At 58.4% G+C, this 16,346-nt stretch carries 12 protein-coding genes and 1 pseudogene; 6 read left to right on the top strand and 7 right to left on the bottom strand.

Features of this window, described 5'->3' with window-relative positions:
• Both MCRY_RS21535 and MCRY_RS21530 read right to left on the bottom strand, forming a co-directional pair.
• A pseudogene (locus MCRY_RS21535) lies at nt 1-469 on the bottom strand (Curdlan synthase); the annotation flags it as partial.
• Between the two features lie 9 nt (nt 470-478).
• Nucleotides 479-1,582: an HlyD family secretion protein gene (locus MCRY_RS21530; protein WP_176234550.1), complete on the bottom strand. Its 1,104-nt coding sequence runs from the start codon at nt 1,580-1,582 to the stop codon at nt 479-481.
• Nucleotides 1,583-1,718: 136 nt separating this feature from the next.
• On the opposite strand from MCRY_RS21530, the gene MCRY_RS21525 reads away from it, so the two are divergent.
• Nucleotides 1,719-2,261 carry a hypothetical protein gene (locus tag MCRY_RS21525; RefSeq protein ID WP_085633723.1) on the top strand — a complete coding sequence of 181 codons (543 nt, stop codon included), beginning with the start codon at nt 1,719-1,721 and terminating at the stop codon, nt 2,259-2,261.
• A gap of 796 nt (nt 2,262-3,057) precedes the next feature.
• Nucleotides 3,058-3,891 carry a GNAT family N-acetyltransferase gene (locus MCRY_RS21520; RefSeq protein WP_085633721.1) on the top strand — a complete coding sequence of 278 codons (834 nt, stop codon included), beginning with the start codon at nt 3,058-3,060 and terminating at the stop codon, nt 3,889-3,891.
• A gap of 281 nt (nt 3,892-4,172) precedes the next feature.
• On the opposite strand, the gene MCRY_RS21515 is transcribed toward MCRY_RS21520, so the two are convergent.
• On the bottom strand, nt 4,173-5,870 hold the full coding sequence (locus MCRY_RS21515; protein ID WP_085633719.1) for a peptide ABC transporter substrate-binding protein: 1,698 nt from the start codon (nt 5,868-5,870) through the stop codon (nt 4,173-4,175).
• 171 nt (nt 5,871-6,041) lie between these two features.
• On the opposite strand from MCRY_RS21515, the gene MCRY_RS21510 reads away from it, so the two are divergent.
• The 3 genes from MCRY_RS21510 to MCRY_RS21500 are packed head-to-tail and all read left to right on the top strand — an operon-like array spanning nt 6,042 to nt 8,924.
• Nucleotides 6,042-6,917: a MurR/RpiR family transcriptional regulator gene (locus tag MCRY_RS21510; protein ID WP_085633717.1), complete on the top strand. Its 876-nt coding sequence runs from the start codon at nt 6,042-6,044 to the stop codon at nt 6,915-6,917.
• The gene (locus tag MCRY_RS21505) at nt 6,910-7,653 is read left to right on the top strand and encodes an N-formylglutamate amidohydrolase (protein ID WP_085633715.1); all 744 of its coding nucleotides are present in this window, start codon (nt 6,910-6,912) and stop codon (nt 7,651-7,653) included. Before MCRY_RS21510 ends, MCRY_RS21505 begins: the two co-directional genes overlap by 8 nt.
• On the top strand, nt 7,650-8,924 hold the full coding sequence (locus MCRY_RS21500) for an NAD(P)/FAD-dependent oxidoreductase (protein WP_085633714.1): 1,275 nt from the start codon (nt 7,650-7,652) through the stop codon (nt 8,922-8,924). The genes MCRY_RS21505 and MCRY_RS21500 overlap by 4 nt, the downstream gene beginning before the upstream one ends.
• A gap of 184 nt (nt 8,925-9,108) precedes the next feature.
• On the opposite strand, the gene MCRY_RS21495 is transcribed toward MCRY_RS21500, so the two are convergent.
• Nucleotides 9,109-10,020 (bottom strand): LysR substrate-binding domain-containing protein, encoded by a 912-nt coding sequence (locus MCRY_RS21495; RefSeq protein WP_085633712.1) that lies wholly within the window; start codon nt 10,018-10,020, stop codon nt 9,109-9,111.
• Nucleotides 10,021-10,132: 112 nt separating this feature from the next.
• Here MCRY_RS21495 and MCRY_RS21490 point away from each other — a divergent pair, with 112 nt between their 5' ends.
• Nucleotides 10,133-10,669, top strand: coding sequence for a DUF6647 family protein (locus MCRY_RS21490; RefSeq protein ID WP_085633710.1), 537 nt, complete (start codon nt 10,133-10,135; stop codon nt 10,667-10,669).
• 345 nt (nt 10,670-11,014) lie between these two features.
• On the opposite strand, the gene MCRY_RS21485 is transcribed toward MCRY_RS21490, so the two are convergent.
• The 3 genes from MCRY_RS21485 to MCRY_RS21475 all read right to left on the bottom strand — a co-directional run.
• A complete protein-coding gene (locus MCRY_RS21485) occupies nt 11,015-13,759 on the bottom strand; it encodes a UvrD-helicase domain-containing protein (protein WP_342351699.1) in 2,745 nt (914 codons plus the stop codon).
• Between the two features lie 41 nt (nt 13,760-13,800).
• A protein-coding gene (locus MCRY_RS21480; protein ID WP_139834154.1) for an IS3 family transposase occupies nt 13,801-14,888 on the bottom strand; the annotation gives its coding sequence in 2 pieces (ribosomal slippage) (nt 13,801-14,639 and nt 14,639-14,888; 1,089 coding nt in all).
• A 306-nt stretch (nt 14,889-15,194) separates the two neighbouring features.
• Nucleotides 15,195-16,346, bottom strand: a 1,152-nt coding sequence (locus MCRY_RS21475; protein ID WP_139834153.1) for a type I restriction enzyme subunit R domain-containing protein, incomplete at its 5' end; no start/stop codon positions are given.

Below are 16,346 nucleotides of genomic sequence, written 5' to 3'. Positions count from 1 at the left end.
GAAGCACATAGACTGTCTTGCCTTTGTATTGCAGTGAGTTGGCGCCGATGATCGTGCGTTCGAGCACGTCAATGTCTTCGTTGTAGGTCGCAATCAGAATGGCGACCTTGGGCAGATGCGGCGGCCCGTATTCCGGCATGAGCCACCATTGGTAATGCCTGTTTGTCTCGGCAGTGCGGTTCTTACGGCGGGACAGCATGACAAAGGAACTGAGCGATCCGACCATCGCCAGCATTTCAATGCCAACAAAGCTCCAACTGGCAAGGACATCCAACGTCCAGCCCGGCGCCGCCACGGTTTCGGTCACCCGCCAGTACATATACCGCAGCGCCAAAACCGCGCTGACGCTCAGGATCAATGCGCGATGCACTGGATTGTCGGGATCGGCCAATTCGCGCACTGCCAGTGTGGCCGCCCAAACAAGCAAAACCAACATGGCGGCGGATTGCAGATCGCCGAGAAACAACATTCCAAAGACCTATTGCAAAAGGTTGCGCAGCCAATCGAGCGGCCTGACTTCAAAGAAGGCCCGACCAGTTCGACCAATCGCACATCTTAGTTCCGGGTAGTTCTGAAGCTCTGGCAGTGTCAGCATGACATCCGCGCGTTCCATATGCCGTTGGCTGGGCGCCACGGCCAGCGACCCGTAGAACCCGGCCGCAGATGTTCCGGCAAGCCGCGCCACGGTGCCCGTCAGCACCTCACCGCTGCCATCGAACCGGAACGTCGCCGTTGCCCCGGGATGCAGGCGGTTGAACACGGTCTGCGTGACAGAAAGGGTGACAAAGGTATGCCTGCAATCGGCCAACCGCATGACGGTCGCACCGCGGACGACATGCGCACCGTTTACCGCAAGACGCTCCCATACGATCCCATCGACCGGAGAGGACAAGGCAACCGCGCCCTGACGCCCGACCCGAACACGCTCGGTATCAATTCGGCGGGTCAATGCGGCGATCTCAGACATGACGCCGTCACGCTCGACCGACAACTCACCAAGGCTGGACGTGATCTCCAACGCCTTTTGTTCTGCGTGCGGGGCATCATTGTACCCACCACGGATAAAGACCCCCTGCTCGATGCCTTCGAGATCGATCTGCACGGTAACCGCCTCTTCCCGCGCACGGCTCAGGTCGATCGGATCGTAGCCCACCTCGGCTTCGGCCATCAGGCGCAGACGCTCACGGGCTTCAGCCAAACGTGCAGACGCTTCTTCGCGCGACAGCTTCGAATAGAGATCTGCGCGCTGTCGAAGGCTCTCCAGTTCGTCGGTCAACGCCGCCTCGCGGGACTCGATCGCCTTGCGACGGATATGCGCAAGGTCGCGCTGCAGGATCAGGTCTTCCAGACGCATGTCATCCGGAACCGGATCAATCACCGTCGCAAGGGCGACCCCGGTCGCCACCATCGCACCAAGCCCAATATCGGAATCGCGGACAGTCCCCGAAATTGGCGTGCGCACTTCAGCGATTTGCGCATTCAACACGGCGTCTGCGCTGGCGCCAGCCATCTGTTCCGAAACAATCACCCACAAGGCACCAACAATAACCAAAACCCCAATCACGAGACGCGAAAACCGCATGAAACCCTCGACACTCATTTGGAGGCCGAAAAGCCCCGATTATTTATGAAGACAAATGGAACTCGAACAGGAGCCTTGTGAGACTCGCACAATTGGACCAGACTGGCTGAATAGATCAGTTGGACCCCTGCGCACCATGAAACCCCAGAGCGACGAATACCGCAATCCCCTATTGACCGCAGAGCCGGTGGTCAAAGGACGCATTTCCGGTCGTCACAGCAAAGTCGGGGGAACAGACGAATTCGACAGTGGCGCGAATTGGATCGCCTTATCCGCAGGAGAAGCCAGATCGGTCCCGGCAGGGGCGCTCTTGCAGGTCAAAGGCGCGGCAGGTCGATTGCAATCCTTTGTTTTTGAAGAAGACGGAAGCGTACACGGCCCGATACACGCCGCCATCCACGTGCGAGAAGACATCCAGTCCTTACTGACACGGCCATCGGCACGGCAAACCAAACACTCCGCCCTCGTCATCCTTGTTTTGACTGCGGGTTTGGTCCTGTTTCTTATCCAGAAGCATGCCGAACTGGCCTTATGGTCGCCGGCGGCACAGCTGGAATTGGCGGTCACGCTGATCCTAGGGTGGACCGTGCTGTGTGGTTTGCTGCTGATCGGTTTCAAACCTGCGCAACGCATTCGCAAATCCAGCATCGAAATCGCCCCACCACGAAAAAGCCTGTGAGCTGAAAAGCCATAGGCGGGACGAACGCGCCCTTGTTTACGTCTACGCCGCTGGGGTGCCACAGGACTTTGAACTGTTGAACTGTGCCGCGTTGCGCGAAATACCGATCCGCACCTAGCAAAATGCCATGTCCGAACGTACCCATGCCGCACAAGTACCGTTTAGTCTGCGACGGAGCGCGAGGCCTTTGATACTGGGCAGGTCGCCCAACCCAAGCGTAGAATTGATAGTTCCGAGGGGATTAATGGCGGACAGGAAGTCCGCCATTCACTTTTCACGTTTAATTTTTTTTGTTATTTATCAATATCTTGCGGAGGAGAGAATTTTGCTTTGTGTAGCAAAATGCGGAGCAAAATTAATCAACAGAATATTGGTTGCGAGGGTAGGATTTGGCCTTTACCGAACCACAGCTGCGATGTGTCGAACTATGAAAGCGTCAAGACCTGAACTGAGGCAGATTGAGGTGAGGTGAACGGAATCCAAAATATTTCGGGGTCCCTCTCCTAACGCGAGCTTCGTGCTCCACCGACCTCGAAACAAAGATCCGAGCGTCCGTTATACGCTGTGAAATAAAGCTTGCCAGCTTCCGGTGGCGATGCTGCCATCGAGCATGATCGGCCCAATGCGGTCACTCATCAGAAACCAAAATGCCGCGCCGCAGCTTTCGCATTCCTACCGTTCGTGCATCGCGCAGCATTTTGTCGGGTAAAACGTCGGTCAGCGGACGAAGCCGCCATTGACGATGTCCACCGAATTCCCAACAATTCGTCGCGTTGGCGATCGGGGAGGGTGTCACATGGAAGAAGCCTTCGGGTCGCCGGAACAGAAGCGCATGCAGATACTGGGCGAACATCTCGCCCGATTGCTGTCCCGGGACCCGCGTTTTTGTTCGCTCGGTCGCGCAGTCGCGGTCGCCGACCATGGCCCGGAGGCCGCCGACTTTGTCGAATCTCTCGCCCGGCTGACCGGCGCCAGATCCTGCGAACTGGTCCCCAAGACGATCAGCAGAGATTTTCGGGACGAACTGGAGCGTCGAGGCCTCCGCACCGACGTGACAGGCCATTTCATCGGCGGCAGCGAGGTAATCGTCATAGCGCGGAAGGCGCTGGAAAAACGGTCCCTTCCCAAAGACCTGACGGTCGAAGTGATCGATGGAGACTCACCCGTACATCTGGTCCAAGCCTTCGCCGAAGTTTTCATGGCCCAAGGGGTTCTACCCCCGATTGGGCCGGTCATGCGCGGCATCAGCCGACCCGGTTTCGGTATGGTCGCCTTGGACGCAGACGGTAGGCCGGTCGCGACCGCGGGAGCCGTACGAAGTCGGCATCCGGGTTATTCTATGGCGGACATGGTGCAATGGGGCCAGCTCGCCACCGCGCCGGACCGCCAAGGCCAAGGTATCGCCCACGCAATCGGCGCGATGGCCATGCTGGAGGCGGCGGAGCGGCTTGGGGCGCGCCGTTTCCGGACGGAAAGCCGTGTCGAAGATCGACGTGATCATCGACATCGAGTGCCAGATCAACAGCATGGATGCCGTATCCAGGTTCGAGGCCTGGCAACGTCTGGTCCTTTGGCTGGTGGAAGACCTGAACAACTGGATGTGCGCCGAGCAGGGTACGGTCGGCCATAAGCTCGCACTAATCATCGCTCCCAAGGCCCCGCCAGACAGTTATGATTTTTGTGCCGGGAACCCACCCTTTTCTCAAAGATGGAAGGCGGCGCAATCACCTTCCCGGCAATAGACTGCACCTGCGGCACGCTCAGGTGCGACAATAACATCGCCGACCGGGACGCTAATGCCGACCATCAACTGCCACACCGCGTTTGGCAGAACCATCCTGAATACCTGGGGTAGGTCTATCGGGGCAAACGGAAACCTCGAACGATGGTGAGTTTGTACGAATTGGCCGATTATTCCGCCCGGTACCAATCTGCGATGTTCCAGATTTGGCTATCCCAGCTATTCATCCGCACACCAGCTAGCGTCTTGGCCTTGCCGGAAATGATGCGTCGGTGAATCAATGGGACGATAGAATAGGATTGCACCAACAGGTCATTCATTGCCCGTGCAATCTCGCCGCGCTCTTCAAGCGACGCTGCGGTACGGAACTCCTTGATCAAGGTCTCGTAATCGTCGGAGCAAAAGCGCTGGATATTGTTGCCTTGCCACTGGGTTTCAGGCGACGGGATATTCGCGCAACTCCAGTTTCCCAGGAACGCCTCGGGGTCCTGGCCCTTGGAATTGTCGGTATACATCTGCACATCGGCATAGAACTTCTGCCGGGTGTCTGGCGAACCAGGGTCGCCACCGAAAAAAACAGAGGCGTCGATGTTGCGCAGCTCGGTTTCCACACCAATCTGTTGCCACCAATCCTTGATCAGCGCCTGACTGTCTTGACGCACGCCGTTGGTTGAGGTCTGGAAAAGGATGGACAACGGTTTGCCGTCCTTGTCGCGCACCCCGTCCCCGTCGCTGTCGCTCCAGCCTGCTTCATCCAAAAGCGCCTTTGCGCCGTCAAGATCCTGCACCACGCAACCGTCATTGGCATCCGACTTGTAGAGATCCGGCGCAGGGACAACGGCACAACCGGGCTGACCTGCATCTCCGTAAAGCGCCTCGGCGATCAGCGTGCGGTCGATGGCCATCGACAACGCCTTGCCCACACGCGGATCGCTCAGAAATGGATGGGGGCCGGCCGCCAAGGTCGAGCGGGTCTCGCCAAGCGCGGGATCGGGATCAGTTTGGTTCAGAAACAGGAACTCCACCGCAGGACCATCGCCGGTGATGGGTTCGCCCGGCCCCCCCGCCATCTGGGCCAAAACGTCCGGGGACAATTGCAGGTTCCAGGCATAATCCACCTCGCCGGTCTGCAAGACAGCGCGCGCCGCCGAGGCCGGATCTCCGCCGCCCTTGATGGTCACGGTGGCAAAGGCTGGTTTGTCGGCTTCGCGGTAGTTCGGGTTCATGACATAGGTGATCACGTCATTGGCGCGGAAATCTTCGACCACATAGGGACCGGTGCCGATGGGATGGGTGTTCTGCTCGGTGCATTGCGCCACCCGCGCGCCTGTGCAGTCGGCGAACTGGGTCGCCTGCAGCAGGGGCGCTTCTGAGCTGACAAAGGCGCTGTAGGGATAGGGTTTCGGCTCAGAGAACTGCACCTCGATGGTGCGACCGTCCAGCGCCACCACATCTGCGACTCCGTCGAATTGCGACAGGGCCGCGCATCCGCTGGCGTCGTCCGTGCAGTATTTCCAGGTAAAGACCGCATCCTGCGCCGTAACCGGGCTGCCGTCGGACCAGAGCAGGCCGTCGCGCAGCTTCCAGGTAATCGTCGTCAGGTCCGGGCCGACCCCACCGTTCTCGACTGTGGGGATGTCTTCGGCCAGGATCGGAACAAGCGCGCCAGTTTCGTCGAACCGTGCCAGCGGTTCAAGCACCAGCGATGCTGCTTCGACCTCTTTGGCGATGCCTGACAGATAGGGGTTCATCGTCGATGCCGCCTGCCAGTAGAGGATGTTCAGGTCGCCGTCACTGCCACGCTCGGCGCTGGCAGCCATCGGAAGCAGCGTCAATGCCGTTCCGGCCATCAAAACAAATCTCTTCATGAGTGGACTCTCCTGTTGGCTGTTTGTCCGAGCACATGTGCGTCGGGCTTCATGGGCTCTGGCTTTGGCGATCGGGCATCGCTTGCCGGAATTTATGTAATAAATGTTGCGCAGATTTATTGATTCAGTCAATATCTATCAAAAAATACATGTCGGATTATTGCTGGCGCTATGGACAATCCCGAAAATCTCGCTGCGCTGCTGCGCAATTCGGCGACCTCTGTCGCAGAACGCAAACTGGCATCTGCCTTTGCCGAAAACTATCCGACCAGCGCGCTTGGGACGGTCGAAGCGTTGGCCACCCGCGCTGGTGTCAGCGGACCAACCGTGCTGCGCTACCTGACCAAGCTTGGGTTTCCGCGGTTTGCGGATTTCCAAAACGCCGTCATGTTGGACGTCAACCGCCAGCTCGGCTCGCCCCTGATGCAGATTGAAACTGCTGCCGGACAAGACCCAAGGAAAGAGCATCTGTACCGTCGGGTTCTGCTGTTGCAGGCAGAAAGCTTCCGTCTGATGGCCGACCGGGTCGTACCCGCAGAATTCGACGCAATCGCGGATCTTCTGGCCGATCCGAAACGCGCGATCAAGGCGCTTGGCGGGCGCTACAGCCGCAACCTCGCCCAGCGGCTCGCATTGCAACTGGGGCAGGTGCGATCCAATGTTTCGCTCTTGGACCAGCCGCTTGGGTTTGCCTATGATCCGCTGATCGACCTTGGGCCACGCGACGTGATTGTCCTTTTCGACTACCGACGCTACCAGCCTGAGCTTTTTCATTTTGCCGAGGGCGCAAGGGTTGCAGGCGCCCGGATCGTGCTGCTCACTGATGTCTGGCGCTCTCCCGTGGCAACACTGGCAGACGCGGTTCTGACAGCTCCGGACGACTCTGCCTCGCCCTTTGGATCGCGCGTCGTGCCGACCGCGCAGGTGGAAGCGCTTATCGCCGCCGTTGTCGAACTGGACCGCGACCGGGCTCGGGAGCGGTTGGCGCGGTTGGAAGCGCTGCGCAACGGCGGCGATCAGACCGATGAAGCTGTGGACAATGAGTGAACTCCCCCTGATCCTGAATCCTGAGGGCCGCTTCCCAGGGCTGATCGTGGTTGACCATGCCGGCACGTCCACACCTCTGGGATTTGGCCCACTGGGACTTTCAGAACATTTGCGCGACACCCACCACTTCTGCGATCTCGGCATCGCATCGCTTGCCCATGCGCTGGCAGACCGGCTGGATGCCCCGGTCATTCTGGGCACGGTCAGTCGGCTGGTGATCGACCTCAACCGGTGGCTCGACGATCCGCGCTCTATTGCCACCCATGTCGAAGGCCAGTTGATCCCTGGGAACCAATCGCTCAGCGATGCGGGACGTAAGGCCCGGCAGGATCAGATCTTCTGGCCATATCACGCCGCGGTCACCGGGCTCTGGAACCGTATTAGGACCCGTCACGCCGACCCGTACTTCCTTGCGCTGCACAGCTGCACTCGGCATTTCGATGGCCAGCGCCGTCCTTGGGATGGCGGCACAATTTGGAACGAATCTCCGATTCTGGCACATGCCCTGCTGGGCGCACTGGAGTCAGGGGGCGGTCTCGCACTTGGCGACAACAAGCCATACACCGGTCGCAATGGCGTATATACACTTGACCGCCACACCTGGGGCAGCGGGTACCGTGCCTGCGGATTCGAGGTCAGCAACGATTTGCTGGGGACGCCGAAAGGTCAGGCAGACTGGACTGCCCGACTGGGCGATGCCCTTGCCAGCCTTGCCACAGTGGAATTGCGCAGATGAGCCACACCCCTGTCGCAACCGAACCGCCCTACGCCCTCAGCGCCCCCGTGGCGCCGAAGACGCAACCGCTCGACGGCAACCTGATTGTGGATGTCGCCTTGGTTGGCGCCGGGTTCAGCGGGACAATTGCCGCGCTGGATCTCGCTCGGCGCGGCGTTTGTGTGGCTCTGATCGAGGCAGGTCAGATCGGACAGGGTGGATCGGGGCGCAACCACGGGCAATGCATTCCCGTCTTTGGTTATCTGGATCAAAACGACCTGCCGCCTGAGGGCTTTGCCCTGTTGCGCGATGCCGGTCGGCGGGTCTTTGACCAGATCGCCGAGCTTCGTATCAACTGCGAGCCAGTGCAAAAAGGCTGGTTGCAAGCCGCCAAAGACCCCGCCGGGTTGGCGCGGGCCAAAGCTTTGCATGCGAAATACACAGCCATCGGCAAATCTGGTGCATTCCTCGGCCCCGAAGACGTCACGGCGCTTAGCGGCAGTTCCGGTTTTCTAGGCGGCTGGCTCCATCGCGACGGGGGCCACCTCAATCCGCTGGCCTATGTGCGCGGGCTGGCACGGGCCGCACTAGAGGCGGGTGCGCAAATTCACACCGAAACACCACTCGTGGGTCTCACGCGTACTGTTGGCGGCCTTTGGGATATTGCGACGCCCAGCGGCACGATAACCGCGCGCAAAGTCGGCCTGACCACAAATGCCTACAGCTCGGCGGCAATACCCGACCGGATGCGCAAAAGCATCGTTCCCATGACCTCCTATGCGATTGCCAGTGAACCGCTGAATACGGCGCAGCGAGCGAACGTTTTGCCCTCGGGAGTGAATTTTTGCGATACGCAGCGTGATCCTATGTTCTTTCGCGTCGATGCGGCGGGACGGATCATCACCGGAGGACTGGTCGAGCTTCGGCGCGGACGTTTCAGCACTCCGACCTTTGCCGAAGCCGAACGTCGTCTGAACCGGCTCTATCCAGTGCTGAACGGTCCAACTTGGAGCCATCACTGGACAGGAACGGTCGGGATTTCCGCACAACAACGCCCCGCAATTTTTGAACTGGCGGACGGTCTCTGGGGACTTGTCGGCTATTCTGGACGGGGCGTGCCCACCTCTGCGGTGCTCGGAAGCGCTTTCGCCGCCACCCTCGTTGATCCAGCTGAGGGGGGGCGTCTTTGGCCCGCAGACCCGCCTTCCAGGATTCCCTTTGCTCGAACGATAGGCTTGGCAGTACAGAATCTGAGAGGGCCAATGAACAAGATGCGCGATCGTCTGGCGTAGTGCGCGACCGGCCCTCAACCGACCTTCGCGGTAGACGTCAGCGCCGCAGTGCGGCTTCACTGAACCAAGCGTTCGTGCAGCGTGCATCATTTTTGGAGGTTGTATGACCAGGTGCGCACTATCCCGACATTGCAGTGACTACTCAGTGGACTTTGCGCCTGCGGACGGATCGCTGCTGGCGCATTCACTCCGCAGCGTGCGACAGACGCTCTGGCACTATCCCATCGGCCTCGGCCTCCGCACGAAGCCAATGACGGAACGCGGCGATTCGCGCGTCATCCGCGCGCTCCTCGGGGCAGGCGATCGCGTAGATCGACATGGGGAGCGTCTTCACGTCGAAGAGGCGTTGCAACCGGCCCGAAGCGATCGTGCCGCGGACCATGGCATCATAGGCGAGCGAAACGCCCTGATGTTGCTCAACCATCGTCGTCGAAAGCTCGCAGTTGGGATAGGTTGGCCCCGGCGGCAAGTCGGCTCCAGAAAGGCCGGCCTCGGTGAACCATTGCGGCCAAGCATCGTCTGTCTCGTCGTAGAATAGCGTGAGGCGCAGAAGGTCCTCCGGGCGCCGCACGTTCTCGCGCGCACATAATTCCGGTGAGATTACTGGATACCTTGCAGAAGCCATCAGCGGCTCGACAAACAGGCCCGGCGTCGGGTTGTCGGACCACTGGATCACCACGTCCGCGTCGTTCGTCGCGAAGTCGAGCGAAGGCGCACCGTTCGAAACCCTCAGCCTTATGTCGCGTGCAAACTCCAGCCGCGGTAGGCGAGGCACCAGCCAGCGCGCCGCAAAGCCCGGGGTAGAAAGAACACGCAGGGTGCGGGGTGCCTCGCGCACGGCCACGGTCTCTTCGAGGAACGTATCGAGGAGATGGGTCAGTTTTCCGGCATAGGCCTCGCCCGTTAGAGTGAGCGAGATCCGGTTTCCCGAACGCTCGAACAGTTTTGTGTCGAGAAAGCGTTCCAGCGCCTTGATCTGGTGACTGACCGCCGAGGGTGTCAGGCACAGCTCGTCTGCCGCGGCCTTGACCGACATGTGCCGGGCGGTGCCCTCGAAGGCCCGGACGGCGGCGAAGGGGGGAAGTTTGCGTCCCATATCTCTACCTGAATTTAGCTCACGCGAGCCTGAAAAGTGACCATTCGGTGACGTTACGGAAGCATCGTAGCATCAGGACACGAAATCGCAAAATCTTGTCCTGGAGGGACCAATGCACCGCTCCCGTTTCGCCGTGGCAGTTGCCGCGGCCCTGATCGCCTTTTGCCCGACGCTGCCACGGGCCGAAACTTCGACCCAGACATCGGCTCCGATGTGGCAGCAGGCGGATGGCATGCCCGCGCTTGTCTCTGCGCTCGAAGTCTGGCTGGATGCTGCGACAGACTGGCCCAGCCGCGACGCTGCCCCGCACATACGCGTCGTTAGCAAATGGCAAGCAGCGGCGCGGCAGGGAGCGGCTGCGAGCTTCCAACGCGGTCACCTTCGGGGCCTTTATGATCCAGACCGGTCCGAGATCCTTTTGGTGCGCCCGTGGGACCCGCGCCTCGCAGACGACGTTAGCGTGTTACTGCACGAACTCGTCCATCACAGACTGGCTCCGCATCACTGGTATTGCCCGGCCGCACAGGAGCTGCCGGCCTACCGGCTGCAAGAGGCATGGCTTTCGGAGCAAAGTCTTTCGGCCGACGTGAACTGGGTTGCAGTCGTGCTGGACGCCGGGTGCACGCCGCGCGACATTCATCCGGAGTGAACGGCCAGATGGGTCTGGGAGAATCTGGCCGCGTTGCTCCGAATATCCGAAAATCTGCCTGGCGTGTTACAGGCAGTAGGGGATCGGAGTTGCGTCACACTGCGCCGAAGCATAGGGGGTGCCTATAGGAGCTGTCGCTATGTCGGCTTCCGGAGATGCACAGGGGCCGGTTCGCGCGTGCAGCGAATGCCCGGATTCCGCCCGACTCGCATGAATTCCTTGGTCCAACTAGTCACCAACAACGTGTCTGCTCCGGTTTGGCATTAGTCAGTGCACGGTTTACTCAAAATGGCTGTACCGACTCCCCATACTTTGCTCCCTCTGGCCCTTTTCATGTTGAGAGCACTAGAGGCGCTTCTTGCCCTTACATTTTGGATAGCTCACGCAGCCCAAGAAAGGGCCGTAGCGGCTGGAACGTTCAACAAGCCAGCCGTCCTGACACTCGGGACAGGCACAAAAGGTCGTTCCACACGAGCAAACAGCCTCGCCCGAGGTATCGTGGCGCTGAGGAAGACCCACGCCGCATTCCGAGCATGAGGGAAGAGAATGCCCACAGAGTTCCGCATGCTCGCACCTGTACCAGGTTCGACCGTCTTTTGTCGGAAAGGCTAGAAGGTGGCCTTCGCATTCGCCGCAGCTCTCATCGCGTTGCTGGCCCTTATCTTCACCAGCAATTTCGTACTCCGGGTCAGCCATCAGTTCGCTTACAAATGCAGACTGCTTGGAGGCGGAACCGATCAGCGTCACGGTGCGTCGGGCGCGCGTCATTGCCACATACATTACTCGGCGCTCCTCAGCGTTTTCAAAAGGCTCCGTTTCCGGAGAGACTAAGCTCAGGAGTGGATCATCGACAATTTCCGAGGGGAATCCGGTGCGACCTCTGTACAGATCCAACAAAACCACATGATCCGCTTCCAATCCTTTGGACGAGTGGATGGTCCGAAATGACAGGTCGAGATTGGGGAAATCCCGCCGCAGCTTGGTCAAACCGGTTGGAGCGACATACTTATATCTGCCAAGCAACAGGACGCTTGCCCTCTTGCTCTCCAAGTCAGCAAGTTCCGAAAGGGATTGAAGTACCTTCACTAGTTTTTCATCAGCATCGTGGCGGAATGTTGAAACAGCTCTTATCGCTGGGTAGGTGGCTTCTCCCGCCGGGATGACCGTTTTTGCAATCTGGGCGGGATTCCTGAGCACGAATTTTCTGGCTGCGTGGGCGATCTTGTCGACTGAACGGAAGGTTCTGCCCAAGTCTATCGTTCTATGAATACCCGTTTCGCCATCGAAAGTGCCGCCAAACTCATTACCAAAGTTGCGCATGAGATTGATGTCCGACCCCGCAAAACGGTAAATCGACTGCCAATCATCCCCAACACCAAAGATGCGGGCGTCAGGATGCTGTGCCTTTAGGGCTCGAACGAGGCGTCCCCGGCTACGTGAAATGTCTTGGAACTCATCGACCAATATGTGTCGGTATCTGCTGCTGTACTGCCCGCTTTCAACGTATTCTGACGCTCGAAGGATCATGTCGTCGAAGTCGATGCGGTTCCCAAGACGCTTCTGATACTCGCGATAAACAGGTTCGAAAATCGATAGGAACGCGTGCGCGCGACGACCAAGCTTCAATTTCTGTCCCTTGGACTCGCAGTCCGCCAGACTGTAGCCACCACCTTTGTAGTGGCGTAGAAACGTGCCGAGGAGTTGAACAAAGCTATCGACCTGGTTCAGTTCGACGACACGATCGAACAGTGTCTCGCGAGAACGTGGTTTGAGTGATTCGAATGATGAAATTTTTTCTGCCAGCGCCTCAAGCAGACGACCGTCTTCGCGCTCATGACTGAATGTTTCTATAAGTGTTGTCTCATGGGTTGCATGGACTTCACGTTTCCACGCCATTCCTGCCAGATACTCTTCACGGTCGACGAAAGGTGCTGTCGAAAACTGGTACGACCCGTCGGCCATTTTCCTGCGCCTTATACCAAAATGTTCGATGTAGACGCCACTGTTCTTCAGGCGGAAATCTGGGCAGTAATTGCGCCGACCGGTATCAACGATGTGGTGTTCGTAGTCAGGCTCGTACTCATACTCGACGCCGTTTTCGTAGAGCCAATTCGCGATCATCAGCTCCTCAAAGCTCTTTACCTGCTCGCCCTGCAATGTGCGCAGGTCCGCCTTTTCGATGAAGGTGTAGTACTCGTGCTTTTGATTAAAATCCCACTCGCTTTTCTCGTCGAGCCGGGCATACGAGAACCAGCCAATAATGGATTTTGATACGTCGGATCGCGTCTGTACAAGCGCCCGCAGGATTTCCTTGAGAAGCGTCAGAAACGCTTTGTCATCGGTCGCGTGTGCGGCAAGCGCAGGCTTGTTAGCTTCGACAGTGCCAATAATGTCGTATGCCAGTGCGTGGAAGGTTCGCGCTTCCAACGGCTGACCACAGCGCAACTCAATACGCTCCGACATCTCCTTCGCAGCATCTCTAGCGAAAGCCAGTAACAGGATTTCTTCGGGCTTCCGTATACCTGCTTTCAGCAGATAGGCTGCCTTGGCCGTGATAACGCTTGTCTTCCCTGAGCCAGCCCCGGCAAGGACGAGCGTCGCGTCTTCATCGGCAACGATGGAAAGCCTCTGCTCAGGTGTAAGCGGGTTCTTCTCGAATGTGTCGAAGAACTCCTGCCAACGCAGGACTTCCTCCCTTTCGAAGAGCTCGATAGCCTGATCTCGCTGCGGCCCTGGCGCGTTAATGAACTTACGGATCGATCGGATCTGCGCGAAATGAACATCGCCGATTGCTTCGATACGAAGTTTATTGAATAGCGTCTTTTCCAGCCTGCGCCCTGCATCGAGGACGGGAGACAATACGCATGCTGCTGGATACCTCGTAGGCAGACCAAGCTCATTTATCGCTCGCAGAATGTCATCAATTTCGGAACGCTTCTCCTCAAAAAGCGCAATATTGAACGCGCTCCAAGCCTCTTGGACTTCTTGGGAAAAGACTTGTGCAGGCGCGTGGTTGACTCCTTTCAATGCCACACTGCTGCCATCGTCCATTTCGATGCGAACTGTCGTGCCCAGAAACCCTTTGGTCACGTGGTAATCCCCCCATTTTTGCGGGGGCTTGGACGTAGAATTTACGCAGCCATTCTCAGTTTCTGGGCGGGTGTCATGCCGCCATTGCCCATGTTTGGGCGTTCATGGTTGTAGGACCAGAGCCACTCGGTGGCAATCTGCTGCACCTCCTCGATGCTTTCGAAAATGTACAAATCCAGCCATTCGTGCCGAACCGTCCGGTTGTAGCGCTCAACGTAGGCGTTTTGCTGGGGCTTGCCGGGCTGGATGTAGGTCAGGGTGATGCCCTGCTTCTCGGCCCAGATCGTCAGCGTTGAACTGACATATTCGGGGCCGTTGTCGACCCGAATTGTCCCTGGGGGCCCACGCCATTCGATGATCCGGTTCAATGCCCTGACCACCCGTTCTGCAGGCAATGAGAAGTCGACCTCGATGCCCAGCCCTTCACGGTTGAAGTCGTCCAGGACGTTCAGCAGTCGAAACTGGCGCCCGTCCCCGAGGCGATCTGCCATAAAGTCCATGGACCAGACCTCATTGGGGGCCTCAGGCACGGCCAGTTCGTCCGGCTTTTCCCGCTTCAGACGCTTGCGCGGCTTGATGCGAAGGTTCAGCTCCAGCTCGCGGTAGATCCGGTAGACCCGCTTGTGATTCCAGCCATGGCCTTGGACATTGCGCAGGTAGAGAAAGCAGAGGCCGAAGCCCCAGGTCTTCTTCGCCTTTGTCAGCCCGAGGAGCAGATCGGCGATCTGCTCGTTCTCGTCGTCCAGCTTTGGGCTATATCGGTAGCACGTCTCGCTGACACCAAATGCACGGCATGCCAGCGCGATGCTGACGCCCTTCATCGCCACCGCTTTCACGGCCAACTCTCGGCGCTGAGCTGGCCCTGTCACTTTTTTCCCAGAGCCTCCTTGAGAAGGTCATTTTGCATGCTGACGTCGGCGTACATGCGCTTCAGGCGCCGGTTCTCTTCGGCCATCGCCTTCATCTCACTGATGAGGCTCGCATCCATGCCGCCATACTTCGCTCGCCACTTGTAAAGAGTGGCGCTGCTCATCCCATGCTCACGGCACAGCTCGGCGGCAGGCACACCGCCCTCCATCTGGCGCAGCACACCCATGATCTGGGCTTCTGTGAAACGTGTCTTCTTCATCGGAATCTCCTCGTTCATCCTGCCGAGAAAATTCTACTTCCGCATCCCCTTAAGATCGGGGGGGATTACCACGTAAGGAGGTGCTGCCAGATTCTTTAGGTGCACTTTTCGACTGCAACGTGCGTCGATGATAAGTTGCAGATCGCGATGCTCAAGCCCTCGGGCATTAGTCCCGAACGGATTGAGAAGTATTGACATGAACGGCTTAGGTTGCACGCGCATCAGGTCATTCTACTACCTTGCGGGACCTGCACATATCTCCGAAAAGACTCGACGAGCCGCATTTTCCAGTTTGTTCTTTCAATTCTAATAGTACTCTCGAATATAGCCGTAGGCCCGCTCGAACAGCTCGGCGTCCTGGTGAAGCTTGTACTTGAAGAGGGTTTGTCGAAGCGCCTTCTTCACCTCCCGTTCGCCAGCATGTGTCGCCTGCCATCCATCGAAACGCACTGCACGGACGATCTCGTCGATGTCGTCCACGACGCGTTTGACCATGATCGGCGTTTCGCCATTCTTTGCATCCTCGAAGAGCTCGGTGAGAGCAGCTTTGCCGCGGTCGATGTCTTCCTCGACGGGCGTCTCACGTTCCATCTTCACGACGTCTTTGGCGAGCTTGAGCAGCTCCTTCAGGAAATCGATACTGACAAGCAAACCTTGCTGATGCCGGTTCTTCAGGTCTTCGAGCCGCTCGGCCAGCGCCTTATAATGAGGATTGCCAGCGTGCTTTCGAAGGCGGCCTGTCAACTTGACGGAGATTTCCTTCGCCTTTTTCTCAGGGTCGGGATTGCCCAGAACCGCTTCAAGAAGCTCCGCGTCCATCACTAGGGTGTCGAGATCATCCCGCACGGCATCGACGTGCACGTTCTCATGGATCAGCTCGATCGTTTTTGCCCCAAGGCGATGCCAGAGAAGTCGACCGGTGCCGGTTGATGGCTTCAGAGACTCGTAAACCTGAGCCAACCAACGATAATCCTTTTCGTACGGTGTCAGAATGGGATCAGGCGAAAGTGCCTCCCAGATGCGACTTAAGATACTGAAGTCGGATGCGAAGGCGTCGCGCCGCTCGTCATTGGGCAGGCAGTCCTGCGCGGCGATCAGGCCCTCGTACCCGGTCAGGCTTCGGTCGACGCCAGCGAAGTACTCCAGGCACTTCTGGATGGCTGAGGGCAGCATTGCGGCCAGTTCCGAAATGTTGGAAACGGCTTTCTGAACGCCTTTCTCGTCGAATTTCAGCGCCTGCGCGACATCGTCGAAGATCCCGAGGTAATCCACGATCAAACCGTGGGTCTTCTGCTCGCCGTAGGGGCGATTTGTCCGGCAGATCGCCTGCAGCAGCGTGTGATCGCGCAGAGGCTTGTCCAGGTACATCGTCTGCAGGATCGGCGCGTCGAAGCCGGTCAGAAGCTTCGATGTGACGATGATGATCTTCAGTGGGTCCTTGGGGTCGCGGAACCGGTC

Source organism: Marivita cryptomonadis, assembly GCF_002115725.1.
In the GTDB taxonomy this organism is placed as follows: Bacteria; Pseudomonadota; Alphaproteobacteria; order Rhodobacterales; family Rhodobacteraceae; genus Marivita; species Marivita cryptomonadis.
This window is presented reverse-complemented; position numbering and strand designations above follow the sequence as displayed.